Source organism: Streptomyces clavifer, assembly GCF_036345975.1.
Taxonomy (GTDB): Bacteria; Actinomycetota; Actinomycetes; order Streptomycetales; family Streptomycetaceae; genus Streptomyces; species Streptomyces clavifer.
In genome coordinates this window covers 6,329,356-6,355,306 of the sequence record NZ_CP107793.1, presented here as the reverse complement: position 1 = coordinate 6,355,306, position 25,951 = coordinate 6,329,356, and the positions used below count along the sequence as shown (strand labels likewise).

Genomic DNA, 25,951 nt, shown 5'->3' with positions numbered 1-25,951 from the left:
TGGGCGGAGTGAGGAGCTCTGCATCTTGTGCCTTTCACGTTCTTGCCGGTATGTGGTCGTGCCCGCAGTGGGCGAGAGGGTTCCGCTCCTCCGGGGTGGTGTTCCCGGAGGAGCGGAGCCCTGGCTGCTTCGGGCGCGAAAGTGCTCGCCGGTGGTCGGCCGTGGGCGTCGGGCCGGCTACTTGAGCAGGTAGGCCTTCACGATGGTGACCTGGTAGGTGTTGCCCTGCCTGTCGGTGAGCTTGGCCTTGAGGGAGACCGAGGTGGCCTTCTTGGGGTGGCTGAGGGGGAGTGTCCGCTTGCTCATGTTCGTGAGAACGGGGGCCTTGGACCAGGTCTTGCCGCCGTTGTAGGAGACCTGTACGGACAGGCTCTTGAAGCTCTTGGCTGCCGGACCCTGGAGGGTGAGCGGGACCGTGAGCTTCTTCCCTGCCGCGGCCCGGCTGTGCAGGTCGAGCTTCGGGGCGAAGCGGACCGAGGAGAGCGGGAGCACCGTGTAGTTGTCGGCCGGGGTCTTCTTGGAGCGGAAGGTCCAGGCGGCGGTGAGGCGGGTGGTGACGCCGGCGACCTTGGTGGAGCGGGTCGCGTCCGTGCTGATCCGGTAGGCGGCACTCTTCGACGGCAGGCCGTAGACGTCCTGGCAGAGGCCCTCTTCGGAGTTGAGGAGTTTCTTGCCGTCGGCGGTGACGCGGGTCTGCTGCTTCGTGACGGTCGACAGGCCGATGTTGCCGGCGCCGTCGGTGTACTCCGCGATGCAGAAGCTGAGGTCGTTGCCCGAGCGGCGGGCGGTGTTGTACGTGTTGATCTTGGGGCTGAACACTCCGACGTTGAACGTCTGTGTGTAGGTCTTCCCCCGCTGGTAGGCCTTCGGGGTCGGCTCGTTGAAGATGACCTCAAGGCTGTCGTCTCCGCTGCCGGGCTGGTGCTGCCCGGCGGAGAAGCCCCAGGTGACGCCCTTGCGGGTGTTGACGTAGGTCTTCGCTGTGGCGGGCAGGGCGAAGGGCCGGCTGACGGTCTCGTGCCCGACACCCGTGGCGTTTTCCCAGGTGGGGCTGACCGCGCCGGTGCGGTTCTTCGCGGAGGCGCCGATCCGGTTGTTGACCAGGGCCAGCTCGCTGGTGGCGACCTTGTGGGTCAGCCCCGTGTGCAGGGAGCCGGTGCGGTCGTAGAGCAGGTTGTAGGTGGTGCTGCCCTTCTGCCAGGTACCGCCGACGTTCGAGCTGAACTCCTTGGCGGACAGCGCTGCGCCTACCTGGGCGGTGCGGAAGCCCTTGAAGGACGGCTGCTGCCAGACCGTTCCATAGGCGATGTCGCCGGTCTCCAGGTAGTACTTCAGGAAGGTGTCGACGCTCTTGGCACCTGTGGGCACGGTGATGTCGACCGGCTTGGCCTTGCGGGCGTCGAAGGTGACGGTGGTGGCCTTGGCGACGGTGAGCTTGGGCTGCACCATCAGCGCGATGTCCGGGTCGGCCTGGGTGCCCTTGCGGGTCTGGACCGGTGTCTCCAGCAGGTAGGTGCCCTTGGGTACCCGGGTGCGGAGGATGCCCTGGCCCTTGGTGTCGTAGGCGTCCAGGGCGAAGTCGGTGTTCCGGTCGAGGATGAAGGTGCCCGACTCCGAGGACCGGCCATCGGTGCCGATGTACTTGAGGGTGAGGTCGTACGCCTCCGCCTCGCGCTGTACGGCGAAAGAGGTACGCACGCTGTGGCCGCCATCGGTGGACCGGGCGATGAGCACTCCGGTGAACATGCCGTCCTGGCTGCCGAGCCGGGTGTCGGCGGTGAGAGCGACGTCGGCGGTGCCGCCGGCGGGGACGGTGACACGGTCGGTGCCAGCGGTGAAGAACCCGGCCGGTGCACTCTTCCCCTGGGGACCCGTCGTCTCCGTGGACAGACTGAGGGTGACCGACTCGGCGCCGTCGTTGCGGTAAGTGATCTGCCGGGTCACCGGCTTGTCGTCACCGTGCGGCCACAGCTGGGTGCCGAAGTTCACCGACGTCTGCTCGCTGACCACGCTCGCGCTGGTCGCCCGTGTCAGGTCGGTGCGTCCGGTGCCTTGCTGCAGGGGCGACAGATCGCTGCCGGGCTTCGCCGAGGCCGTCAGCGCCTGCTTGATGCGCTCTCCGGTCCAGTCGGGGTGCTGCTGGGCGAGGACAGCGGCCGCGCCGGCCACGTGCGGTGTGGCCATCGAGGTGCCCGACATGGCCACGTATCCGGGTGCAGCCGGCGTGGCACCGGTGCTCTTGGCCGCTTTCGCGGCGATGATGCCGACGCCCGGTGCGGTGATGTCCGGCTTCAGTGAACCGTCGGCCGTCGGCCCGGTGCTGGAGAACTCCGCGATCCGGTCCTTGCGGTCGACCGCCCCGACGGTGAGTGCGGAGGCCGCGCTGCCCGGGGAGCCGATCGTCGAGGCACCCGGGCCCTCGTTGCCCGCCGCGATCACGAAGAGCATGCCGCTGCTCGCCGATATGCGGTCCACGGCTGCTTCCAGCGGATCGTTCTCCGCTGTGTCCTCACCGCCGAGGGAGAGGTTGGCCACCCGGGCGCCGCTGTCTGCGGCCCACTGCATCCCCGCGATGATGCCGGAGTCCTCCCCCGTGCCCTCATCGTTCAGGACCTTGACGTCGATGATCTTCGCACCCGGCGCGACGCCCTTGTGCTTGCCGGACTTCACCCCCGAGCCTGCGACGGTCGACGCCACGTGGGTGCCGTGACCATCGTGGTCGACGGTGTTCTTCGAGCCCGAGAAGTCCTTCTGGGCGATCTCCACACCCTTGAGGTCGGGGTGCGTCTCGTCCACCCCGGTGTCCAGTACGGCAACCTTCACCCCCTTGCCGTCGAAGCCGGCCTTCCAGGCAACCGGGGCGCCGATCTGCGCGACGCTCCGGTCCAGGGCCACCTTGCGCCGGCCGTCCAGCCACACCCGGGCGATGCCCGGCGCCGCCGTCCGGGCCCCCTCACCCTGTGGTCCTGCCGTGGTGAGCGCGTCCCAGACCTGGGCCGCTTCGCTCTTGGGCGCGCTCAGCGCCTCACCTTGAACCGTAGGCAGGCTGCGGCGCACACGCACATCCGCGGCGTCCATCGCCGTCTTCGCGACCGAGCGGTCCTTCCTGGTGTAGGAGAGGATGAGCGGCATCGTCGCGCGGTGCGCGTCGTCATAGCGGGCCTTCAGCAGCCCGGTGACGTTGAACAGCCGGCGGTCCAGGACGCCCTGTCCGACCAGGGAAAGGGCATCGGAGGGCACCACGTGAGTGTCGGCACCGCGGCGCTGGATGGACATCGTGATGTGCTCGCGCCCCTTGCCCGGCTGCACACGCACCACCTTGCCGCCGCGATCGACGTACGCCCGGTCGCCGGAGATGAGCGTGACGACACGCCCGCCCCCCATGCCCGTGGAGGGGGCCGGCTCATCCGCGTGCGCGGACGGCGTCCCCGCTCCGGGCCCGAAGGTCGTACCCGATGCGGCACCGGCCGTCAGGGAGGTCGTGAGCAGCGCTGCCACTATGGCCGCGCCTCCGTATCTCTTGTCTTTGAGCACAGCTGTTCCGTTCTTCAAAGTGCGGTGCGATGGCCGCTGTCGGCGCGGAGTTGCGAAACGGTGGGAGGTCAGGCGCTGGCCGTGCGACGTGCGCGCCTCGCGCGGACCCAGTGGTAGGCGGCGCCGAGTGCTGCCGCCTGGACGAGGGCCCCGATCACCACGCCCGCCCAGGGGAGGGAGCCGGGCAGAGCAACGAAGAGGAACGAGGTCGGAGCCGTGAGGAAGAACAGCCAGACGCCCGCCATGTTGCCGTCCAGGGAACTGGTCAGCGCGACGTCCGTCCCGACCCAGACCACCACCGCCAGGTACCCCACCGCGACGGGACTCTTCAGACAGCGGAGCAGCGACCGGGGGAAGGTACGCGAAGAAGCAGTCATCTCGGACTCCGAAGAGGAAGGGCAGGATCGGACGGAGCTGAGGTGAGCAGCGCCGCCTGGGCATCCGCGTGTACAAGGACATGGGTGGCGCCCTTACTGGGGACCACAGGTGTCGAAGCGTCACCGCAGTGGGGAGGGTGTGCCGCTCTGTGGCGGTGACTGATCTCGACGCGGACGAGCTTAGGCGCGGGCGGCCGGCGGCGTCCTCGGGCTGCGGGATGATCAGAGTGTTGGACCAGAGGTAGAGACGGCACACCCCCGGTAGGAGACGGGAGTCCGTCTTCAGCCCGATCCGGGCCGTTCACCTGCGGCGATAGCCTTTGTCCACCATGAACCGAACTGACGACCGGCTGGTGCCGGTCCTGCTGCTGTGCGCCCAGGCCTTGGTGTGGCCCGGGGTGCCGCTCGTGCGCGGAATGGTCCCGGCCCCATCCGCCCTGCTGCTGGCCGCCCTTGTCGCCGGGGTGGTGGTGGCGATGCTCGTCCTGCGCAGTACCCGGCCGGTCGCCGCGCTCATCGTCGTTGCCGCGGTGTGCGCGCTGGGCGCCGGGCCGCTGCCCTCCGGGGCGATGGCCGTGCTCGGGACGGCAGGCGTCGCACTGGCGGTGTTCACCGTGGCGATCGGGCGTGATGCCTTCACTGCCGTGCTGTGCGTGACGGCGCTCGCTCTCTGGCAGTTATTGCAGGGCATCAGCCTGCACGGCCTCAGCGACCGTGACGGGCTCGATATGGTCCTGACCGCCCTGCTGTACGCGGCCACGTGCGGCACCGGACTGCTCGCGCGCCGAAACCGCCGCGCACGACAAGCGGCGCACCAGCGGCTGGAGCGTGCCGAAACCGAGCGCCACCGGCTCCCCGCAGCCGAGCGGCGCCGGATGGAAAGGGAGCTGCACGACATCAGCGCCCACCATCTGACCGCCGTGGTCGTCACGGTGGGCGCGGCCCTCGGCCTGCGGGATCGTCGTCCTGAACTGGCTGCCGGGGCAATGGAGTTCGCGTCCTCGACAGGCCGCGAAGTCACTCGCGCACTCGGCGCGGTACGAGCCCCGGCGCCCTCACGTACGGAATCGCCCCCACCGGAGGATCAGCTAGCGGGCCTGGTCGCCGGATTCCGGCGCCTGGGCCAGCGGGTGGACTGCGAGATCGATCCCCTGCCGGACGGAGCCGTCGCGGAAGCGGCGTACGGCATCGCGCGCGAGGCGCTGACCAACGTCGCACGGTACGCCCCCGGCGCGCACACCACTCTGCTGTGCCGGTACGGCGATACCCGGACCGAGATCATGGTCACCAGCACTGCTCCGCCCGTTGGTGCGGTAGCGCATGGTGCGGGGCTCGGCGGTGGCCGTGGACAGGGCTTTCTGCGCTCCCGGGCACGGGAGGCGGGCGGCACGGTACGCAGCGGCCCGACGGCGGACGGCGGTTGGGAGGTGCGGGCAGTCCTCCCCGGCAGGATCTCCACGGCCGTGGAACCAGCAACGCCGCGGGCCTACCGGGTGGCGCAGGTAGTGGCAGCCCTCGGACTGATCGTTCAGCCGCTGCTCCCCGCGCTCGTCATCAGACCTGAGGACCTGTCGAGCGGGACACAGGTGTCCGCGGGCCTCTTCTTCGCGCTGCTGGCCGCAGGCCAGGCGATGACCCTGCTGTGGCTGCGGAAGACTCCACGGGCGGCGTACGCGATGCTGCTCGGGCTGACACTGCTGTGGCCGGTGGCGATGGCAGTGGGGCACTACCGCGGCCCGGTCCTGCTCCCTCCCGCGCTGAGCCTCCTGGCCACCTACGCGGCGCTCGTGATGCAGCCTGCCCGGCCGGCGATGTCACGTACAAGGCGCGTGTCCCGAGCCGGCTGTGCTGTGCCCCAGGCCACCCGCGAACAAGAGGCAGGTTCGCTCGTGCCGGGTCGCGGCCACCTCACGACCATCTTCCTGACGGTGCTGGTGCACTCGGTCTCCGCCACCGCAGCGGTTCTGGACCGAGGTACGACAGTCCCTGCCTGGGCGGTCATCGTGGGCGTCACGATCGGCGTAGCCCTCACAGTTTCGACGGCCGGCTTGGCCGGCGTCCGCCGGGCCCGCCACCGGCAAGCCGGTAACCGGGCCAACGAGGAGCGCCTCGCCGCCTTGACCGAGGAGGCCGTCCGCGACGCCTGGGTCGAGCGGCACCGCATCGCCGCCGGACTCGAAGGCACGGTCTTCGCCCGCACCGCCGACATGATCACCGAAGCCGAGGCCGGCCGGCTCGACGCGACGGCGGCCAGGGCGCGCGAGGCCCTGGCGGCGATGCGCGCCCTGCTCGACACCGAGCCGCAGGACGGGACCAGGCCCGAACTACGCCCGCAGCCCACCCTCCAGGCGCTCGACCTGCTCGCTCACCACCTGCGGGCCACCGGCCGCGACATCGACATACGGCTGACCGACCGCGTACCGCGACAACTGCCCACCGCCGTCGACCTGACCGCCTACCACGCCGCCGAAACGATCCTCACAGTCGGCGGGCAGGGGCCCTGCCTGCTCGAACTCGACGCCGACACCGCTACCTTGACGCTCACGGCCACCGGAATTCCCCACGCGGGCGCAGCCGTGCGGGAGCGGCTGACAGCGCGGATCACGGCGCTCGGCGGCAGCCTCACCACGGGTCCGGGAGAGACCGTCCGTCTCCGGCTGCCCCTCACCAACGTGCAGAACGACGAGGAGAGACAACGATGAGCCTGAAGGTGCTGGTCGTCGACGACCAGGGCATCGTACGGGCGGGATTCGCCGCCGTGATCGACGCCGAAGATGACCTGACCGTCGTTGGCGAGGCCGCCGACGGCGCCACCGCGGTACAGCTCGCCCAGGAACTGGCGCCCGATGTCGTCCTCATGGACGTGCGCATGCCTCACCTGGACGGCATAGCCGCCACCCGCATCATCACCGGCCACGAGAACCCGCCCCGCGTCCTCGTCCTGACCACCTTCGACCTCGACGCATACGTCTTCGAGGCCCTTCGCGCCGGCGCCTCAGGCTTCCTCCTCAAAGACGTACACCCCCACAAACTGCTCCAGGGCATCCGGGAGGTCGCAAACGGCGAAAGCGTCCTCGCCCCCTCCGCGACACGCCACCTCATCGGTCACTACGCACCCCGATCACCCAACGCCGCCCCCACACGCAGCACTCCCGGACTGGACAGCCTCACCGCCAGTCAGCGACGAGTCCTCACCCTCGTCGCAGCCGGACACACCAACGCCGAGATCGCGGAGGAACTCAGCATCGCCGTGGGCACAGTGAAATCCCACGTCACAGCGCTGCTCCGCAAGCTCAACCTGCGCGACCGCGTGCAGGCGACCATCCTCGCCTACGACCTCGGCCTCGCCACCCCGAACCCACCCGGCACCCACCTCTGACCACTCAGAAGCCACCAGCAGAACCCGCCACAACCATCGACCGAGGATTCACCACCATGCCTGCCCCCGGCGCCAACCCCGCAAGATCAATCCTCCGCCGCCTGTACAACAACCTCGGCCCGATCGGGCTCGGCTACCTCGCTGTCTCTACCGCCCTGTTCGTGTGGGCATGGGTGGTGAGCATCCAGGACCGCCCGGACGCGTCCATGGCCATGGTCATACCGTTCCTCGCCACCGCCCCCGTCAGCTTCCTCTTCCTCATGCTGCAGACCAACACCCTCGTATTCGTCACCGCCATCGGCGTCGGAGCAGCCGTCAACGCCACGATCATCGGCTGGTGCACCCGAAAACTGCGCCAAGGCGGAGGCCCAGCGGACTAGAGAACACTGATCGCCTTGGTCACCTGCGTCGCTTTGGCATCGTGCCCGCTGGTCGGTGCAGCAGGCGGGAGATCCCTTGTCGAGATCCCGCACGCTCGGGGGCTTGAGTTTCCTTCTCTCAGGGGGCCAGCACCTGTGTCGGCGGAGACCCAAGGACGAGGCGTGCGACGGCGACGAATACGCCTGGCGTGAGATGCGGCGCCGACAGTCCTCGGCCAGGATCTGCGTCGAGCACACCAACGCCGAGCTCCGCCAATGGGCTCCCTTGCGGCGTTCACCGGACGCCGCGACGACTACGCCGACACCCACCTCGCGATCGGCGGACTGGTTTCCGACCGATCCGCGCAGCGGGTAACCCGCCGCCGGGCGAGCACCGAACTGGTCCACGCCCGGGACAGCGCCTGCTGATCACCCGCCAACCGACCCACCAGACCAGCACGCCCGAACCTCAATTTTCCCCGAGGTCGTTACTCCAGCTCCACAGCCACTGCCATTTGCTGAGCGGACTCGGCGGGCGACGTCCTTCGGCTACACGGGCTGGGCTTGGTCCAGGTCGTGCAGCCGGCAACGGGCGAGCGCGGTGATCTCATGGTGGTCACGGAGCACGCCGACGTCCTCTGCGGAAGTTCTCCGGCCTCCCGGTCCGCGCGTCTGCCGGCGTACGCGGTCTCAGGCATCCGCTGGGTGAGGGCATCGGCAACTTCTACGTCCTGCTCGACTCCGGCGTCACCACCGACTCCTCCCGCTGAGGTTTGCAGGTACGAGCTGTGTGATGCCTTCATGGGTCTCGGCGCTTGACCTTGCAGTGGCTGCAAGGCCGAACATGACGACATGTTGTCGATCAGCGATTTCAGCGAGATGTGCGACCTGCCGCCCCAAACGCTGCGGTACTACCACTCGGAGGGTCTGCTCGTCCCAGCCGGCGTCGATGAGCGAACCGGCTATCGCTCGTACACTTTTGAACAAGTCGAGCAGGCAATGCTGATCGCTGTTCTGCGTGGTACGGGCATGAGCGTGAAGCGCGTCCGTAGTGCCCTGGACGAGCCGGACGCAGCCCCAGCCCTGCTGCAGCAGCACACAGCAGAGCTTCAGCGCGAGCGGCGGACCCAGGATGAGGCGATCAGCAACGCGCGTGCGTTCTTCACCTCGGCCCCGGAGGTACGCCTGCAGCACGTGGCGGAGGGCACCGTGGTGTCGAAGGTCGTGCCCGGTCCTCCCATACGGGCCAGAGGGTATGACTGGGAGGCAGTCGATGCAGCCTCTACCGCAGCCGTGCAGGACCTTGTTCGGGTCGTTGAGTCGCGTGGAGGCGTGGTGTCGGGGCCTCCGTGGCGAACCTTGGCCGCTGAAACCTCACAGCAGCACAGCCAGGTCATCACCCATGAGGGGCCACACTGGTTGGTGAAGGTGCCCATCACGGCAGATGACGAAGTGCTGACCAATCTGCCATGCGACGTTGAGGTGCAGAGATTCGAGGCCCGCGACGAACTGTCGATCTTCATACCGGGCAAGAACACGACGGCCAAGCACGCCACTGCGATCTCGCGACTGATCATGTACCCCCTGGACGCCGCTCACATCGACATGGCCCGCATGCGCCATGTGCTGCACGACGCCGGTGTCGAAACCTGCGCAGCGATCCGCAAGCTCGATGAGGGGAACGGGGACGGATAACCCCGCTCCTCTCTACCTCCTTGTACCGCGGACTCGCCTGACTGGCAGGCAACTGTCTCCCGCTGGTCGTCCGCAATCCGTGTGCCGGGTTCGGGGTGCAGGGAGGACGCGCCAGCACATTCGGCACGGGCGCGGTGCAGCGCGGCGGCCTCGGTCGCCGCGGCCTGGCGGCCGCGCTGGACGCGGGGTTGCTCCATCGGGCGGCGCATTGTCACGGATGACGTCGAACCCGGGGAGCGCCCAGCGCAAGAGCTCCCGGATCGCCCTGGTCTGCCGCTCCGCTGCCTCCGCGATGCACACGTCCGCACGGGACGGCGGCGCGCCCAAGCGGTACGCCTCGATCGCACGCCGGTGTCCGTCCGGCGGTGGCCGGCGATCTACAGCTGGCGGTGGCGATCCTCCTGCGCTGGTTCAGCCCGGATAGGTGGGAGCGGTTCGCCACGAAGCGCGAGGGCGTCTACGGGTCTGTGCTGCGGCGACCGGACTGGACACCCGTCGAAGAGGCGGCCTACGCCCGCCAAGACTGCCCGGCCCTGCGACCCCTTCTGGCTGATGTCGTCTCTGCTGTGCCGGATCCTGGCGACCGCCGGCGCCGGACCGGTCACCGGCACCGACACCTGGACCAGCGGCAGGGGCATCCGTCTGGAGACAACGGGCCGCCCTGCTCCGGCCTCGTCAGACTCCTGACGCAGGGGCCCTGCGGACTGGGACATCTAGTCAGTCGAGGGCATGGGTGCGGCAGGTCTGCAGGATTTCGTCTGACAGTTCGGGTTGGGTGCGGCGCACCGCCCGGGCGAGCACCATCGCGCCGACGAGCTGGCTGAGTAGAAGCACTGCTCGGTCTCGCGCCTGCTGCGGGGTGGTCTCGTGGTCATGCTCGCGGGCGAACTCTCCGGCGAATCCGGCGAGATATCCCTCCACGCCGACTGCATACGGGCGCTGGATGGAGTCGTCGTGCCGCCCGGCATCAATGACCAGGGAGGCGGATGGGCAGCCGCCGTCCGGGGCGTCGCGGTGGGCGGCGGAGAGGTAGTCGTCCACCACTCGCTCCAACGGTGAGCTTGCGACATTGTCCCGCTCGGCGACAGCCTGCTCCAGGTGCCCCAGAGACGCTGCGAACGAGGCGCTGCACACCTCGGCGGCCAGTTCACCCTTGGACGCGAAGTGGTTGTAGAAGCCGCCGTGGGTCAGGCCCGCCTCCTTCATCAGTTCGGTGATCCCGACGGCGTCAATGCCCTGCGCGCGAAACATGCGCCCGGCTGCATCGACGATGTTCTGCCGGTTCCTGGCCTTGTCTTCCTTGGTGATCCGCGGCATGACTGCCCTCCCGCATCGACTGCATTTGACCTTTTCAAGGTTACCTCTCATCATTATATTAATGTTGATCATCATTAAAAAGTGGCGGAGGAGTCATGCGCACTGTCGTGCACACCCGACCCGGGGAACCCGCGCAGGTACTCACGTTGAGGGAGGAGCCGGATCGGCCCTGTCCCGGTACCGGGCAGGTTCTGGTCCGCATGCTGGTCCGGCCCGTTCATCCGGGCGACCTGGTCGGCGTGGAGGGCCCGCAGGAGGTGCAGGAACAGAACGCGGAGCGCCGAACGCCCGGAGCGGAGGGGATGGGCGTCATCGAGAGTGTCGGGGCAGATGTGCACTCGCTGCGTCCCGGTCAGCGCGTGGCAGTCTTCCCGGCGCCGGGATCGTGGGCCGACTTCATCGTGGTGCCAGCCGGTCTGGCCGTGCCGGTGCCGGTCGAGGTCAGCGATGAAACCGCAGCCCTGATGCTGGTCAATCCGCTGACGCTGCTCATGCTGCACCGCGCGGTAGACGATGCCCTGCGAGGGAGCAAGGGCCCCGTCCTGCAGACGGCCGCCGGCTCCTCCATCGGCCAGCTCATCAGCATGGCCGCTGTCCGGCACGACCTCCAGCTGATCAACCTCGTGCGCAGCGCATCCGGTGCCCAGCGGATGCGGTTGCTGCACCCCACGCTGCCCGTGATCGCCACCTGCGACGACGACTGGCAGGAGCAGGTCCGTCACCTGACCGGCGGCCACGGCGCCGAGGTCGTTCTCGACTGCGTCGGCGGTGCCATGACCCAGGACCTCGCCGAGCTGCTCGCCGACGGCGGCACCCTGATCTCCTACGGACAGTTGGGGGCCGGCACCACAGCACTGGAGGAGCTGGCACTCGTGCAGCGGGCACTGACGGTGCGGGGGGTGACGGTGTTGCACTGGCTGGACCGCACCCCTGAGGAGCGGGCACAGGACATAGCCTTCGCCCTGGACCTGGCGCGGAGCAGCCCGGATCTGTTCGAGGTCGCGGCCGACTACGACCTCGCCGATTTCAAGGCGGCAATCGAACACGCCCGCCGCCCGGGCAAGAGCGGCACTGTCCTGATCACCTCACCGCGGGCCACCGGCCCTGAGCACGGGGCAGCCCTATGAGGATCGGAATGCTCGGAGCCGGGACAATCGCTCAAGCCATCGCCCGGCACGCCATCCGTCACGGCCATGAGGTCGTACTCAGCAACAGCCGGGGGCCCGCGTCCCTGGCCCCGCTGGTGCAGGACCTCGGCCCTCTCGCCGCAGCCGGAACTCCCGCAGAGGCCGCTGCCGCAGACCTCGTCGTGCTCGCGGTCAACTGGCCGCAGATCCCCGACGCTGTCGCCGAGCTCCCACGCCTGAACGGGACCGTCGTCATCGACACCACCAACCAGTTCGCCTCGCCTCCCCCGAACCCGAAGATCGCGGATCTGGGCGATCTCACCGGAAGTGAATACGTGGCCTCGTTGCTTCCCGGCGCGCGCGTGGTCAAGGCCTTCAACGCCCTCTACGCCCAGTTCATCGCACCCGACCCCCGCCACGAGGCCGGCCGACAGGTGCTCTTCCTCGCCGACGACGACGCCGACGCCAAAAACACCGTGAAACGCCTGACCGCCCAGTTCGGCTTCGCGCCCGTCGACCTCGGAACACTGCACGCGGGAGGGCGCCTCATCCAGCTCGACGGCCCTCTCTCCGCCCTGCACGCCCTCAAGCAGGACTGATTCCACCCACCTGCCCGTGCCCCTCACGTCCATGACGGCACTCGCTCCACGAAAGAGATCCCCATGTCCGACCAGACCGCGACACCTGGCATCCAGCCTCTCCTGCAGCCCGTTCGACTGGGCGGCCTCGAGCTGCCCAACCGCGTCGTCATGGCCCCCATGACGCGCTCCCGTTCCGACAACGAGGAACTGACCCCCACCACCCTGCACGCCACCTACTACACACAGCGCGCCAGTGCCGGCCTGATCATCAGCGAAGGCACCTGGGTCAGCCCGGACGCGATCGGCTTCGTCAACGTCCCCGGCATATACACCGACGCGCAGACCGCCCGCTGGGCCGAGGTCACCGCCGCCGTGCACGGCGCGGACGGCCAGATCATCTCGCAGCTCGGCCATGTCGGCGCTATCTCCCACCCGGATCATCTCGGCGGCCGGCTCCCCGCAGGGCCTTCGGCGATCAACCCCCACGAGACGTCCTTCACCCCCGACGGCCCGAAGGGCACCCTCACTCCTCGCGCCTTGACCGCCGCAGAGATCGCCACCACGATCAGCGCCTACCGGCAGGCCGCCGCCAACGCCCTGCGCGCCGGCTTCGACGGCCTGGAGATCCACGCGCAGGGGTCCCACCTCGTGGCCCAATTCCTCAACCCCCGACTCAACTACCGCACCGACGCCTACGGCGGCAGCAGTGAGAAGCGGGCCCAATTCCTCCTCGACGTCGTGGATGCCGTCAGCAGCGTGTGGGACAGCAACCGCATCGGCATCAAACTGTCCCCCTACTGGAACGGCGGACCTTCCTTCACCGCGGATGCCGAGGCGCTGGCCGACTACGACCAGCTCCTCAAGCGACTCAACGACAGCAACCTGGCATACCTCCACCTCGTCGGCCCCGCATCCGACACAGCCGCAGAGGACACCTTCACGGCCTTCACCCGTTACCGCGCCCATTACCGCGGAGCCGTCATCGCCAACCTCGGCTTCACCCAGGCCACCGGCAACGAACTACTCGAACGCCAACTGGCCGACGCGGTTGCCTTCGGCGCCCCCTTCATCGCCAACCCAGACCTCGTCGATCGGTTCACCCACGGTCATCCTCTCGCCGCCGGCAACCGCGACACGTACTACGCAGGTGGCACGCAGGGGTACACGGACTACCCCGCCATGACCGGCCCCTGAGGGCTGTGTAACCAGCGGCTTCACTCCGGCGCATGCTGCGGCGCAAGCTCAAACGACCGATCCGGGACGGCAAGGCTGAGGCCAAGCCTTGACAGCAGGCATCAGGCATCAGGCATCAGGCATCAGGCCGAGTCCAAGCTCCCCGCCGTCGTCACCGTCCCGGGCGGCACCATCGAGGTGAATGCGAGCACCTTCGGGCTCAAGCGCTGCCACTATGTCACCGGCGAGGGGACCGAGCGGCAGCTCGACCCGGACTCCCGCTCCGCCGAGGGGTGCGCGCACCTCCACCGCGCGCACCCCTCGCTAAGCCGCTGGCTCGGAGGCGTGACCATGATCGTGCTGCTGGTCTCCCTGGCCGTCCTGATCATGCAGCTCGCCGAGCAGGTCACCGACTGCCCGAGGAGGGCCTGTCGCTATAGCCGGCAGGGACGGGCGGTGATGAGCGGGCAGGCACGGTCTCCCTTGCGGTGATCATGGACTCGACGCCTCATGATCGCCCGGGAGTCGTGCCTGCATCGGGTCGGTCCCCGTCGATGAACTCCGCACCCACATCAGCCGTCCGTGGGCGGCCCTACGCGGAGTGACCACTGCCCGGTGAATTCGTCCAGGCCGATCCGCAACGGCTCCAGCGCATCGGCCTCCTGAACGTCGGCCCGGATGATGCGACCGCTCCCCAGATGCAGCGAAACCCGCAACTGGCGGCCTATCGGAGACAGCGAAGGAGTAGGCCCCGCAGAAGCTGACGGCGTACCTGTACCAGGTGGCGTCGCTGTACACGTCCCTCTACGACGCGTGCCCGGTGCTGAAGGCCGAGACGCCATAGCAGATGGCGAACCGCCTCTTCCTGTTCGAAGTCACGGCCCCCACACTGCACCGGAGCACGGCCCCGCCGGGCATCCGGACGCCCGAGTGGCTCTGTGCGCCTTCAGAGACTCACTCGGCCCGTCCCCCCGCAAGAGGGGAAGGGGCCGCGCGAGTGTGCGGTCGTCGGTCGGCTCAGCAGAGATGCGAGAACTGATGGGTGACATAATCCGCGAATGCGTCCTTGGTGCGTTCTCCGGCGATCCCTGTGAGGGCAAGGCCGTAGCCGCGGCCGCGGGAGTTCAGGTACTGCTGCAGCGCCTTGACCGTGTTGGGTCCGACGATTCCATCGATGGAATCGTCGTAGAACCCCAGGGGGGTCCAGAACGTCTGTGCCGCCTTCCAGCTCTTGGTACCAAGCTGCCCGTCGATCACGCCAGGCGCGTAACCCATCGCGCGCAGCCAGCACTGCCAGTCCTTCGCCTGTGCGGTGTTCAGCCCCAGGTTGACCACCGCGAGCGTGCCGACCTCGGCGCTCGCCGTCTGCTGCTGGGCCGGCGCGGGAGCCGCCATGGCCGTGCCCGAGGTCGCCAGGCCGCCTGCGGCGATCCCGACCGCGGTGGTGGCGCTGACGAGTGCCTTCGTGAGAGCTCGCATACTGTTCCCCTCCGTTGACGTGCGATGAACGGAACCGACCGCACCGGCCGCCTCCGCAACGAGACTTCGGCCCGATGTCCGGTCACAGTTGACGCAGAAGTGGCATCATCCCGGGGCGTCCCAGACGCTGACCTGATGAAACATCGCCCGTCGAGTCACTACGACGGGACGGCCGTGAACGGGCGATGGCCGATTCTGCAGGAGGGGTGGGACCCCCCGTTCGCCGTGACGGCTGATGCGGAATGAGGCCGGGACATGAGGGTCCGGGCAGAACCTGCAGCCTGCGCGAAATGGTGCACATGTGACTCCCCTTTCTCTGGCCTCGCCCATGGACCTTAGGGTCATCGTGGGCTTCGGACTTTGTCATCCGTGCAAGGAAATTCGTCAGTAGCGCACCGCCTCACGTTGACGCCGCATCAGGCGAGGGCGGGCCCTGCGTATGCCCGTCGAAGCCGTTGCACAGCGAGAGGGAATCCCGCCACACTGATGTCGGGAACGTCCGTGTCGAGGGGTGACTTGTGGGGGAACGGGTCGATGTACGGCCAGGCCGGCTCTGTGACCGAAGCAGACGAAGGTCTGCCTCATGAGCCCGGTCCTGGACACCGCGTTCATACCGCCGCGGGACCGGGAGGAAGTGGTCCGCAACGCGGTGTGGGAATCCATGGTGGCAGTCGATATCGACCACCGTCCTGCGGCTGAAGACATCTCCGTTCGCATCGGGCTCGGCACCGCGGGGCCCATCAGGATCTGTTCGGCACGGGCGACCGCGGTCACCCTCCGTCGCACGGAGCGGCTCGCCCGCAGGGACGAGGAGCCGGCCGTCACCCTCGGTGTTCAGATGACGGGCAGCAGCGTGGTGGTGCAGAACGATCGCGAGTGCCTGCTGAAAGCAGGGGAATTCGCCGTCTACGAATCGATCGCTCCCTACACACATCTCTTCGACAAGGGAGTCGACTACCGCTTCATCCGTTTCCCCCGCGCGGCACTCGCCCTCCCCGACCGGTTACTACGAGACATCGCCGCGGTCCCCCTGGGATCCGACAGCCCCATCGCGCGCCTCGCCTTCCCGTACTTCTCCCAACTGGCCATCACCGACGCATTGCACCAGGGCGGGCACGCCGACGCCGTCGTGGAACCCAGCGTCGAACTCCTCCGTGCCGTCCTGACGTCCCAGCACGGAAACGCCAGCCTGGCCAGAGCACCGTTGGAGGCGACCCTCAGCCTGCGGATCACTCAATACCTCCGGAAGCACCTGGCTGATCCCGACCTGTCGGCGGCACGGATCGCCGCCGCACACGACATCTCCGTGCGTCATCTCTACGCTGTGCTGTCCCGGTCGGGCATCAGCCTCGGAGACTGGATCCGCACCCGCCGCCTGGCCGCATGCAGGTGAGAGCTGGCCGGCCCGAACGGCCGACTGCGGACCATCGCAGCGATAGGACGGAGTTGGGGCTTCATGGACGCGACCCACTTCAGCAAGGTGTTCAGACAGGCATACGGAATCTCGCCTCGGGCCTGGCGCGACCAGAACCACCCCCGCTCCTGCGCGTGATGGTCCCCGCGCGGCCGCGTTTCGCGTGACCGACGTTGGACGCTCGCTCTGGGGCCAGGGCAATGTCGTTCAGAGGACCTGTCCGGCTTGATGGTTCAGGCGACTGACATCGCTGCCGCTACGCACCGGCGGCAGCCTGCCACCGCTGTTCTGCGTCCACCCGGCCGGCGGCCTTGCCTGGTCGTACGCCGGGCTGCTCCCCCACCTCGGCGACGACCGGCCGGTCTACGGGTTCCAGACCCCGAACCTGGACGGCACCGAGCCCTTCCCGGACAGCATCGAGGCGATGGCCGCCGTCTGTGGCCGAGCTGCGGGCCGTCCAGCCGCACGGCCCCTACCACCTGTTCGGCTGGTCCTTCGGCGGCATCGTCGTCCAGGAGATGGCCGTCCAGCTCCACGAGTCGGGCGAGAAGGTGGCTCTGCTGACGATCCTGGACGCCTTCCCGCTCGCCCCGCTGGACGACCTGGACGGCGCGGATCGGGACACCGTCATCAGGGCGCTGCTCTCCAACATGGGAGTCGGCCAGGAAGCCCTGGACGGGAACGGCCCGGCCGAAGCCGTTTCCGTGCGCGACCAGTTCCTCGCGAGCGGGAGCCCCCTCGGGGCTCTGGAGCCGGCCACGATCGACGCGATGGTGGACAACTTCGCAGGCCAGGCCCGTCTGATGAGGACGTACACCCCCCGCATGTTCCACGGCCCCGTGCTGTTCTTCACCGCCACCGAGGGCCGCCCCCACGACGCCTTCGGCCTGTCCCTGTGGGACCCGTACTCGACGGACCCGTCGAGAACCACGACGTGGCGTGGTCAGTTCAGGGGCGTGGAGCGGACGCCCCTGAACACTGCGCGGGACCGGATCAGCCCCTGGGCCAGATCTGGCCCAGGGCAAGCCGGGTCCCCTATTCACATCTGCAGCTTGCAGAGAACCGGCGCTGCGTTCCCAGAAGCCGGTGTCGAAAGACGGTGCCACTGAGCCTCTTTCATCCACTGTAGTCGCTGGTCAGTAGGGTGTGGACGGCCTGGACGATGGTGCCGATACGGCGGGTGGAGCATCTCGCTCGCCGGAGCAGTCGCCAGGCTTTGAGCTGGGCGCAGGCGCGTTCTCCCGGAGCTCTCAGCCGGGCGTGGTCCCGGTTGAACTGCTGGCAGTGCTCGGGCTGTTCGCGGTGTTGGTGGTAGGGGGTGCGGAAAGTGGCGCCGGCGCCCTGGTGGGCGCGGTCGGCCAGGACGAGGATCTGCCGTGTGAGCCACGCTTGGACGATGCCGTGGGCGCGGGCGGAGGTCAGGTTCGTGGGTGCGGCCGGGCGTCGCGCGGGAGAACCAGGGCGGGGTGCCGTCCGGGGCGGCGATGACCTGCACATTCATGCCGTGCTTGCGGTGCTTTTGCGAGTAGTACGGCTCGTCCGCGCGGATCCGGTCGGTGGGGATCAGGGTGCCGTCGACGATAACGTGGAAAGAGGCTCAGCGAGACCAGGTGATAATCCACCCTGCCCGTCCCGGCCACCCGTTCCAGACCGCCAGCGTTTCTGCTGGTCAGCGCCCGTTCCAGCATTCCAGCGTCCCAACATGATCGCTTTTTGTGGCGGGCGGAACAGATTACGGAACAAGCTGTGGCCGTCCAAGCAGTCCGCTGGACGAGCCACTTCCGCACCATGGAGATCTTCGATGCGTTCGCGACTTGCCGCCCGCTCCACCCGCCTCGCCCTGGCCGTCGCCGCCGCGGCTGCCCTGGCTGCCACCGCAACCCCGGCAGCCACCGCCGACAGCGGAAGCACCGCCGCGCGGGCCTGTGCCACCAACGACCTGACCTTCAAGATCACCTCGAAGACACAGGCAGGTGGCTACCTCCTCGTCACCGCCAAGGCCAAGTCCGGCATCACCTGCTACCTGAGGGGCGTCTTCCCCTCCGCGTCCTTCGGCTCCGCCGCCAACACCGAGCTGCGGCCCGTCGAGCACAGCGTCAGCGACGACGTCGTCCTCTCCGGCTCCGCCGCCGCCTACGCCGGCATCAACCCCAAGTCCACCAACGACGAGAACGGCAGGCTGTTCGAGAAGCTCCACCTCTCCGTCACAGGCGACGAGGACAACTTCGTCACCCTCAACCTCCCCCACCTCGTCCAGGTCGACCGCCCCCTCGCCACCAACTGGCACGCCGACCCCGCCGACGCCGTCCCCTACAGCTGACCCCCGCGCCGGACGCCTCCACGGCGCCCGTCGACAACAGCGTCGCCCGCCTCCAGTCCTGGTGGCGGGCGACAGACGGCTGGCCAAGGAGCTTCGTCCGGCGGAAGTCCTCTTGTCGGGGTGGAGGCTCCTCGTGTCGCCGCACACGTGACCGTGGCTCTGGCAAGATTTTCGTAGCTGGAGATCATCTCGGTGTGAGGTCGGCCGGTCCGCGCAGCGGTGGCGGAAGTGGGCGATCAGGACGACGCGGTGGCGGAGCAGGAGGATGCCAGCACGACGGGCCATGAGTCGGGCCGGCCGGCCCCGTGGTCGCGTCGGACCTGGGGCGGTGGACCCGACGTGACGGACGGCCCACTTTGCGGAACCTTTACCCGGGACGGGCCGTTGGTCCAGCGAGCGCACGGCTCACGACCGACAAGTCAGAATCAGACCGAGGTGACGTCACATGGCAGTGTGGGACCGGCTCAAGGACCAGGCCAAGAATCTGCAGCAGTCGCAGGGAGGACGCCCGTCCGCGGGACAGAGCGGCGGGACGCGGTCCGGCAGCGGTGGTTCACGTGCCCAGCTGGTCAGCACGCTGAAATCGCAACTGACCTCGCTCAAGACCGAGTTGAAGAGCGGTGCGTACCGGGACGCGAGCATGGCGGTGTGCGCGCTGGTCGCGGCGGCGGACGGGCATGTGGACCCGGCCGAGCGGCAGCACGTGGAGTCGATGATCCTGAGCAACGACGTCCTGCAGAACTTCCCGCCGGAGCAGCTGCGCCAGCGCTTCAACAAGCACGTGGACCAGATGGCACGCAACTTCCCGCAGGGCAAGGCCGACGCGATGCAGGAGATCGCCAAGGCGGCCAAGAAGCCGGCCGAGGCACGCGCCGTGATCCAGACGGGGATCATCGTCGCCGGGGCCGACGGCGACTTCTCCCACGCCGAACACATGATTCTCCGGGAGGCCTGCACGGCGTTGGGGCTGTCCCCCGCCGAGTTCCAGCTCTGACGGGCTCCCGCACGCCGGTCCCGGTGCGGCGGCGCCCGGCGTCGGACGCCGTCCGGCGCCGGGTCCGCCGGCCCGGCGCCGTCCACGGGCTCAGTGGCCTCCCCGGTTCTCCACGCAGGGCCCGGTTCCGGGCTGCGGCTCGGCGTAGGCGCCGTGCACCTCGCTGGTCAGCTCGTCCTTCGTCACATGCCCGGAGACACACGTGACCCCCGTGTGGACGCTGTAGAACCCGGACCAGATGTAGACGCCGTGCTCCTTGCCGCACCCCAGGCGCTCCAGCGCTGCCGCGATCCGGGCGTCACTGAAGTCGCCCTCCTCACGGACGCTCTCCAGCTCCTCCCGGATCAGCAGGGCCGATGCCTCGCCCCGCGCACGCCGGTCCTCGGCCAACGGGGCCCGGGTGCGGTAGGCGTGGTTCTCCTCGTAGTGGGGCGCACCGTCACCGTTCTCGGCGCGCCGGGTGCCGTCGGCGTCGGGGACGGCGCTCGCACCGGCGCTCCCGGCAGGGGCGGACGGCACCTCCGAGGGCGCGCCCCCGGGTGGCTGCGCGCAGGTGGGCCGGGGCGCGAAGGAGGTCTGCGGGGTGACGGAGGGCTGGGGACCGGCCGACCGCGCCTCCCCGCTCCGCTCGGTTCCGCAGGCGGTGCCGGCGATCAGGAGGAGCGCGGCTGCCGCGACGGATCGTCTGATGGGCTTGGACATGCGCGGAGTGTCCCACCCGGGGCGCGTTCGGACATGAGTGCGGGTACTCATCCGCGGCCGCCGTGCTGGCCCGCCACGCGCTCCTGCCCCGGCGGTGGCGCCGGTCCGTGCGCCGGCACGGATTAAAGAGCCATTCGGCAGGGTTGTGCCTGATCGGAGCCGATTCGCGGAGATGGGTCGGCGGATGCGGAGGCATGGCGGTGCACGGAGAGTACAAGGTCCCCGGCGGCAAGCTCGTGGTGGTCGACCTGGACGTGGAGGGCGGTGCCCTGCGTGGCGTACGGGTGGCCGGGGACTTCTTCCTGGAGCCCGACGAGGCCATCCTCGCCATCGACGCCGCACTGGAGGGTGCGCCCGCCCACACCGATACGGCGGGCCTCGCCGCCCGGATCGACGCGGCCCTGCCGGAGTCGACCGTGATGCTGGGGCTGACCGCGGAGGGCGTCGCCGTAGCCGTACGGCGGGCTCTGGCCCAGGCCACCGAGTGGAGCGACTACGACTGGCAGCTGATCCACGACGCACCGCAGTCCCCCGCCCTGCACATGGCGCTGGACGAGGTCGTCACCGCCGAGGTCGCCGCCGGCCGCAGGCCGCCCACGCTGCGGGTGTGGGAGTGGGCCTCCCCCGCCGTGATCATCGGCAGCTTCCAGTCCCTGCGCAACGAGGTGGACGGCCCGGCCGCCGAGCGGCTCGGCGTCGAGGTGGTCCGGCGCATCTCGGGCGGCGGAGCGATGTTCGTGGAGCCGGGGAACACCATCACCTACTCGCTCTCGGTGCCGGATTCGCTCGTCTCGGGGCTCTCCTTCGCCGACAGCTACGCCTATCTCGACGACTGGGTGCTCGGAGCCCTGGCCGACATGGGCATCAAGGCCTGGTACCAGCCGCTGAACGACATCGCCACGGACGCGGGCAAGATCGCGGGGGCTGCGCAGAAGCGGGTGGTCGGCGGGGAGGGCGCCGTGCTGCACCACGTGACCATGTCGTACGACATCGACGCGGACAAGATGCTGGAGGTGCTCCGGATCGGCAAGGAGAAGCTGTCCGACAAGGGCACCAGGTCCGCGAAGAAGCGCGTCGACCCGCTGCGGCGCCAGACGGGTCTGCCCCGCGAGACCGTCATCGCCAACATGATCGACTCGTTCCGCAACCGTCACGGCCTGACCCAGGGTGCGGTGACGCCCGAGGAGCTGGCCCTGGCCGAGGAACTCGTGCGGACCAAGTTCGGCACGGCCGGGTGGACCGCCCGCGTGCCGTAGGCGGGGCACACGCGGGCCGCCCCGGCAGGTGGTGCCTGCCGGGGCGGCCGGTGGGTGCGGTGCCGCGCCGTCGGGCGGCGCGGCCGGGGATCAGCCCAGTGTCGCGATGGCCTTGTTGAAGGTCGCCGACGGACGCATGACGGCCGCGGCCTTCGCCGGGTCGGGCTGGTAGTAGCCGCCGATGTCGACGGGCTTGCCCTGGACGGCGATCAGCTCGTCGACGATGGTCTGCTCCTGCTCGGCCAGCGTCTTGGCGAGCGGGGCGAACGCCTCGGCGAGCTTGGCGTCCTCGGTCTGCTGCGCCAGCTCCTGGGCCCAGTAGAGGGCCAGGTAGAAGTGGCTGCCGCGGTTGTCGATGCCGCCGAGCTTGCGGCTGGGCGACTTGTCCTCGTTGAGGAACGTGGCGGTCGCACGGTCCAGCGTGTCCGCGAGGACCTGGGCGCGGGCGTTGGCCGTGGTCTGCGCGAGGTGCTCGAAGCTGACCGCGAGGGCGAGGAACTCGCCCAGGCTGTCCCAGCGCAGGTAGTCCTCCTTGACGAGCTGCTGGACGTGCTTGGGCGCGGAACCGCCGGCACCCGTCTCGAACAGGCCGCCGCCGTTCATCAGCGGGACGACGGAGAGCATCTTCGCGCTGGTGCCCAGCTCGAGGATCGGGAACAGGTCCGTCAGGTAGTCACGCAGCACGTTGCCGGTGACGGAGATGGTGTCCTCGCCGCGGCGGATGCGCTCCAGGGAGAAGGCGGTGGCCTCCTGCGGCGTCTTGATCTCGATCTGCAGACCGTCGGTGTCGTGGTCCGCGAGGTAGGTGCGCACCTTCTCGATGAGCTTGGCGTCGTGCGCGCGGTCCTCGTCGAGCCAGAAGACGGCCGGGTTGCCGGTCGCCCGGGCACGGGTGACGGCGAGCTTGACCCAGTCCTGGATCGGCAGGTCCTTGGTCTGGCACATCCGGAAGATGTCGCCGGCGCCCACGGCCTGCTCCAGCACGGCGTTGCCGGCGGCGTCGAGGACCCGCACGGTGCCCGTGGCGGGGATCTCGAAGGTCTTGTCGTGGCTGCCGTACTCCTCGGCCTTCTGCGCCATGAGGCCGACGTTGGGCACCGAACCCATCGTCGACGGGTCGAAGGCGCCGTTCGCCCGGCAGTCGTCGATGACGACCTGGTAGACACCCGCGTAGCTGCTGTCCGGCAGGACGGCGATGGTGTCGGCCTCCTGGCCGTCCGGACCCCACATGTGGCCGGAGGTGCGGATCATGGCCGGCATGGAGGCGTCGACGATGACGTCGCTGGGGACGTGCAGGTTGGTGATGCCCTTGTCGGAGTCGACCATGGCGAGCTCGGGGCCCTCGGCGATCTCGGCCTCGAAGGACGCCTTGATCTTCGCACCGTCGGGCAGCGACTCGAGGCCCTTGAGGATGCCGCCGAGCCCGTCGTTCGGGGTGAGGCCGGCCGCGGCCAGCGTCTGGCCGTACTCGGCGAACGTCTTCGGGAAGAACGCGCGGACGACATGGCCGAAGATGATCGGGTCGGAGACCTTCATCATCGTGGCCTTGAGGTGCACGGAGAACAGCACGCCTTCGGACTTGGCCCGGGCGATCTGCGCGGTGAAGAACTCGCGCAGCGCTGCGACGCGCATCACGGCGGCGTCGACGACCTCGCCCGCCAGGACGGGTACGGACTCGCGCAGCACGGTGGTGGTGCCGTCGTCGCCGACGAGCTCGATGCGCAGGGTGCCGGGCTCGGCGATGACGGCGGACTTCTCGGTGGACCGGAAGTCGTCGACGCCCATGGTCGCGACGTTCGTCTTCGAGTCCGCCGACCAGGCGCCCATGCGGTGCGGGTGCGTCTTGGCGTAGTTCTTGACGGAGGCGGGGGCCCGGCGGTCGGAGTTGCCCTCACGCAGGACGGGGTTGACCGCGCTGCCCTTGATCTTGTCGTAGCGCGCGCGGACGTCCCGGTCCTCGTCGCTCTTGGGGTCGTCCGGGTAGTCCGGCAGCGCGTAGCCCTGCGCCTGCAGCTCGGCGACCGCGGCCTTGAGCTGCGGAATCGACGCCGAGACGTTCGGCAGCTTGATGATGTTGGCGCCGGGAGCCTTGGCCAGCTCGCCGAGCTCGGCGAGTGCGTCATCGATACGCTGGCCGGCCTCGAGGTACTCCGGGAAGACGGCGATGATCCGGCCGGCCAGCGAGATGTCGCGGCTCTCCACCGTGACCCCCGCGGTCGAGGCATAGGCCTCGACGACGGGCAGGAACGAGTACGTCGCCAGGGCAGGGGCCTCGTCGGTGTGCGTATAGATGATGGTCGAGTCAGTCACCGGGTGCTCCGCTCCACGTCTGCAACATTGCTTGACATCAAGATATCTCGTGACCGCCCCCCTCTCCACAGGGGCCCGCCCCCGTTCTCGGCCGGAACCGGTCACCCGCGTCCCGTCCCGGGCCGGCCGGTCCCTCTCACCGCAGGTGGCCCGCGCGCCCCGGCCGTCTCCGGCTTCCCGCGCGAGGGCCGTCCGCGGCACGCGGCACCCCCCGCGGCGCGGCCGCTCTTCCCGGCGCACGAGCACGGGTCGCGGACGGGGCGCCGCAGGAGGGTCAGCCCCGCGCCGGCCCCGGGGCGGGCGGGCGGTGCTCGTACCAGCGCTGGTCGGATTCCAGCTGCGCGGCGAGCGAGATGAGGCGTGCCTCACTGCGGGAGGGGCCGAGCAGCTGGGCGCCGAGGGGCAGGCCGTCGCGGGTGAAGCCGGCGGGGACGTTCACCCCGGGCCAGCCGAGGACGTTCCAGGGCCAGGCGTACGGGCAGGCCGCGGTCATCGCGAGGTCGGTGCGCCAGGCGCTCAACCGGTCGAACGTGCCGACCCCGGGGGGCGGGGCGGCGGTGGTCGGGGTGAGCAGTACGTCGTATCCGCGGCCGGATCCCGCCTCGAAGAAGGCGCCCAGTCTGCGGTGCTGGCGCACCTCCCGGGCCCTCGCCGCGCGGACCACCCGGCCGCCCAGGCGCGTCCCGGTACGCAGGGCGCTACGGGTGCGCGGGTCCAGCAGCGCGGGGTCGGGGTGCAGGGCGGCGAGTTCGGCGATTCCGGCGGTGGCGCGGGGGACGAAGGAGAGGCCGATCAGCCCGTAGCGGGGACGGGCCTCCTCGACGTGGTGGCCGAGGCGGGCGAGGGTCTCGGCGAGCGCGGTGACGGCTCGCACCACCTCGGGGTGGGGTGCGTTCCTGGTGAGGGTGAGCGGGGGCCGGAGGGCGAAGCCGATCCGCAGTCTGCCGGGGTCGCGGCGGGCCGCGGCGGAGGCATCGACGGCGGGCGGACGGTGCGGGTCGCCGGGGTGCGGTCCCGCGGCGGCGTCCAGGAGCAGGGCCGCGTCGGCGACCGTACGGGCGAGGGGGCCGTTGACGGTGAGGCCCTGGAAGGCGTCGCTGTTGGGGTGGACGGAGATCCGGCCGCGCTGAGGCTTGATGCCGACGAGGTGGGTCCAGGCGGCGGGGATGCGGATGGACCCCGCACCGTCCGAACCGAGGGCCGCCGGGACGAGACCGGCGGCGACGGCCGCCGCGGAGCCGCCGGACGAGCCGCCGGGCGTGTGGGCGGTGTTCCACGGGTTGCGGGTGACCCCGAACGCCGGCCCCTCGGTGAAGGCCCACTGTCCCAGCTCGCAGGAGTTGGTCTTGCCGACGACGACGGCCCCGGCGGCCCGGAGCCGCCGGACGGCCTCGCTGTCGGCGGTGGCGGGCGGCAGCACTCCGTCGCAGCCGAAGTAGGTGGGCATCCCGGCGACGTCGGTGTCGTCCTTGACGGCGACCGGCACCCCGAGCAGGGGCAGCCTTTCGCCCGCGGCGAGCCGCCGGTCGGCTTCGGCGGCCTCGGCGAGGGCGGCCTCGGTCCGCAGGTGGCGGAAGGCGTTGAGGGTGTCGTGGCTCGCCTCGATACGAGCCAGCGCGGCGGCGACGAGCTCGTGCGAGGTCGTCCGTCCGTCGGCCAGTTCCCGCGCGCTGTCCACGAGTCCGGGCTGTACGGAGGAGTCGTCGGGCCTGCCCGGTCGCCGCTCCACGGGTTCTGCTGAGGACATCGCCGCCGCCTCCTCGTGTCCGCCGGAGCACCGGTCTCCCGGGTCCGCCCCGGGGCCGCCCGAGCGGGGGCTACTGGAGAGTAACGAGACGGGGCGCTCCGCTCAAGCATGGTGCCGGAGGGCCGCCCCCGCCCTTCGTGGCGCGGACGGCCCAAAGGGCTCGTGGACGGACCAGGAGGGCTGGTGG

General features: G+C 69.6%; 19 protein-coding genes and 4 pseudogenes. 15 read left to right on the top strand and 8 right to left on the bottom strand.

Going from position 1 to position 25,951, the window contains the following annotated elements; genetic code table 11:
- Positions 1 to 177: 177 nt before the first annotated feature.
- Together OG927_RS27600 and OG927_RS27595 are read right to left on the bottom strand one after the other, a co-directional pair.
- Positions 178 to 3,498, bottom strand: a complete 3,321-nt coding sequence (locus OG927_RS27600) for a S8 family peptidase (RefSeq protein ID WP_330320951.1) — start codon at positions 3,496 to 3,498, stop codon at positions 178 to 180.
- A 104-nt stretch (positions 3,499 to 3,602) separates the two neighbouring features.
- Positions 3,603 to 3,911, bottom strand: coding sequence for an SCO4225 family membrane protein (locus OG927_RS27595; RefSeq protein ID WP_209469384.1), 309 nt, complete (start codon positions 3,909 to 3,911; stop codon positions 3,603 to 3,605).
- A 329-nt stretch (positions 3,912 to 4,240) separates the two neighbouring features.
- Here OG927_RS27595 and OG927_RS27590 point away from each other — a divergent pair, with 329 nt between their 5' ends.
- From OG927_RS27590 to OG927_RS27570, 5 genes are all read left to right on the top strand, one after another.
- Positions 4,241 to 6,613: a sensor histidine kinase gene (locus tag OG927_RS27590; RefSeq protein ID WP_330320950.1), complete on the top strand. Its 2,373-nt coding sequence runs from the start codon at positions 4,241 to 4,243 to the stop codon at positions 6,611 to 6,613.
- Positions 6,610 to 7,290, top strand: coding sequence for a response regulator (locus tag OG927_RS27585; protein ID WP_209469386.1), 681 nt, complete (start codon positions 6,610 to 6,612; stop codon positions 7,288 to 7,290). Before OG927_RS27590 ends, OG927_RS27585 begins: the two co-directional genes overlap by 4 nt.
- 56 nt (positions 7,291 to 7,346) lie before the next feature.
- On the top strand, positions 7,347 to 7,670 hold the full coding sequence (locus tag OG927_RS27580) for an SCO4225 family membrane protein (protein ID WP_124280664.1): 324 nt from the start codon (positions 7,347 to 7,349) through the stop codon (positions 7,668 to 7,670).
- A gap of 255 nt (positions 7,671 to 7,925) precedes the next feature.
- Entirely contained in the window at positions 7,926 to 8,078 is a 153-nt protein-coding gene (locus OG927_RS27575; RefSeq protein ID WP_206431724.1) for a hypothetical protein, read from the top strand.
- Between the two features lie 423 nt (positions 8,079 to 8,501).
- A complete protein-coding gene (locus OG927_RS27570) occupies positions 8,502 to 9,344 on the top strand; it encodes a MerR family transcriptional regulator (RefSeq protein WP_330320949.1) in 843 nt (280 codons plus the stop codon).
- 717 nt (positions 9,345 to 10,061) lie between these two features.
- Here the strand turns inward: OG927_RS27570 and OG927_RS27565 are convergent.
- A complete protein-coding gene (locus tag OG927_RS27565; RefSeq protein WP_330320948.1) occupies positions 10,062 to 10,661 on the bottom strand; it encodes a TetR/AcrR family transcriptional regulator in 600 nt (199 codons plus the stop codon).
- Positions 10,662 to 10,756: 95 nt separating this feature from the next.
- Here OG927_RS27565 and OG927_RS27560 point away from each other — a divergent pair, with 95 nt between their 5' ends.
- From OG927_RS27560 to OG927_RS27540, 5 genes and pseudogenes are all read left to right on the top strand, one after another.
- The gene (locus tag OG927_RS27560) at positions 10,757 to 11,788 is read left to right on the top strand and encodes a zinc-binding dehydrogenase (RefSeq protein ID WP_330320947.1); all 1,032 of its coding nucleotides are present in this window, start codon (positions 10,757 to 10,759) and stop codon (positions 11,786 to 11,788) included.
- Positions 11,785 to 12,387, top strand: a complete 603-nt coding sequence (locus OG927_RS27555) for an NADPH-dependent F420 reductase (RefSeq protein WP_330320946.1) — start codon at positions 11,785 to 11,787, stop codon at positions 12,385 to 12,387. The genes OG927_RS27560 and OG927_RS27555 overlap by 4 nt, the downstream gene beginning before the upstream one ends.
- Before the next feature lie 63 nt (positions 12,388 to 12,450).
- A complete protein-coding gene (locus tag OG927_RS27550) occupies positions 12,451 to 13,563 on the top strand; it encodes an alkene reductase (RefSeq protein WP_330320945.1) in 1,113 nt (370 codons plus the stop codon).
- 177 nt (positions 13,564 to 13,740) lie between these two features.
- Positions 13,741 to 14,034 carry a hypothetical protein gene (locus OG927_RS27545; protein WP_330320944.1) on the top strand — a complete coding sequence of 98 codons (294 nt, stop codon included), beginning with the start codon at positions 13,741 to 13,743 and terminating at the stop codon, positions 14,032 to 14,034.
- Positions 14,035 to 14,290: 256 nt separating this feature from the next.
- Positions 14,291 to 14,479: pseudogene (locus tag OG927_RS27540) on the top strand (DALR anticodon-binding domain-containing protein); the annotation flags it as partial.
- Between the two features lie 80 nt (positions 14,480 to 14,559).
- Here OG927_RS27540 and OG927_RS27535 read toward each other — a convergent pair.
- The gene (locus OG927_RS27535) at positions 14,560 to 15,021 is read right to left on the bottom strand and encodes a peptidoglycan-binding domain-containing protein (protein ID WP_124280671.1); all 462 of its coding nucleotides are present in this window, start codon (positions 15,019 to 15,021) and stop codon (positions 14,560 to 14,562) included.
- A gap of 583 nt (positions 15,022 to 15,604) precedes the next feature.
- On the opposite strand from OG927_RS27535, the pseudogene OG927_RS27530 reads away from it, so the two are divergent.
- Together OG927_RS27530 and OG927_RS27525 are read left to right on the top strand one after the other, a co-directional pair.
- Positions 15,605 to 16,573, top strand: a pseudogene (locus OG927_RS27530) (AraC-like ligand-binding domain-containing protein).
- 106 nt (positions 16,574 to 16,679) lie between these two features.
- Positions 16,680 to 17,375, top strand: a pseudogene (locus OG927_RS27525) (alpha/beta fold hydrolase); the annotation flags it as partial.
- Between the two features lie 176 nt (positions 17,376 to 17,551).
- On the opposite strand, the pseudogene OG927_RS27520 reads toward OG927_RS27525, so the two are convergent.
- Positions 17,552 to 18,121: pseudogene (locus tag OG927_RS27520) on the bottom strand (transposase family protein); the annotation flags it as partial.
- A gap of 115 nt (positions 18,122 to 18,236) precedes the next feature.
- Between OG927_RS27520 and OG927_RS27515 the strand changes: the two are divergent.
- Together OG927_RS27515 and OG927_RS27510 are read left to right on the top strand one after the other, a co-directional pair.
- Positions 18,237 to 18,755 (top strand): DUF4232 domain-containing protein, encoded by a 519-nt coding sequence (locus tag OG927_RS27515; RefSeq protein WP_124280673.1) that lies wholly within the window; start codon positions 18,237 to 18,239, stop codon positions 18,753 to 18,755.
- A 445-nt stretch (positions 18,756 to 19,200) separates the two neighbouring features.
- Positions 19,201 to 19,749, top strand: a complete 549-nt coding sequence (locus OG927_RS27510; protein ID WP_319102384.1) for a tellurite resistance TerB family protein — start codon at positions 19,201 to 19,203, stop codon at positions 19,747 to 19,749.
- Positions 19,750 to 19,839: 90 nt separating this feature from the next.
- On the opposite strand, the gene OG927_RS27505 is transcribed toward OG927_RS27510, so the two are convergent.
- The gene (locus OG927_RS27505) at positions 19,840 to 20,451 is read right to left on the bottom strand and encodes a hypothetical protein (RefSeq protein ID WP_330320943.1); all 612 of its coding nucleotides are present in this window, start codon (positions 20,449 to 20,451) and stop codon (positions 19,840 to 19,842) included.
- 200 nt (positions 20,452 to 20,651) lie between these two features.
- On the opposite strand from OG927_RS27505, the gene OG927_RS27500 reads away from it, so the two are divergent.
- Positions 20,652 to 21,707: a lipoate--protein ligase family protein gene (locus OG927_RS27500; RefSeq protein WP_319102390.1), complete on the top strand. Its 1,056-nt coding sequence runs from the start codon at positions 20,652 to 20,654 to the stop codon at positions 21,705 to 21,707.
- A gap of 90 nt (positions 21,708 to 21,797) precedes the next feature.
- Here the strand turns inward: OG927_RS27500 and OG927_RS27495 are convergent, their stop codons facing one another.
- Together OG927_RS27495 and OG927_RS27490 are read right to left on the bottom strand one after the other, a co-directional pair.
- Positions 21,798 to 24,017, bottom strand: a complete 2,220-nt coding sequence (locus OG927_RS27495) for an NADP-dependent isocitrate dehydrogenase (RefSeq protein WP_124280674.1) — start codon at positions 24,015 to 24,017, stop codon at positions 21,798 to 21,800.
- 274 nt (positions 24,018 to 24,291) lie between these two features.
- Positions 24,292 to 25,764, bottom strand: coding sequence for an amidase (locus tag OG927_RS27490; RefSeq protein WP_056792172.1), 1,473 nt, complete (start codon positions 25,762 to 25,764; stop codon positions 24,292 to 24,294).
- Positions 25,765 to 25,951 lie beyond the last annotated feature (187 nt).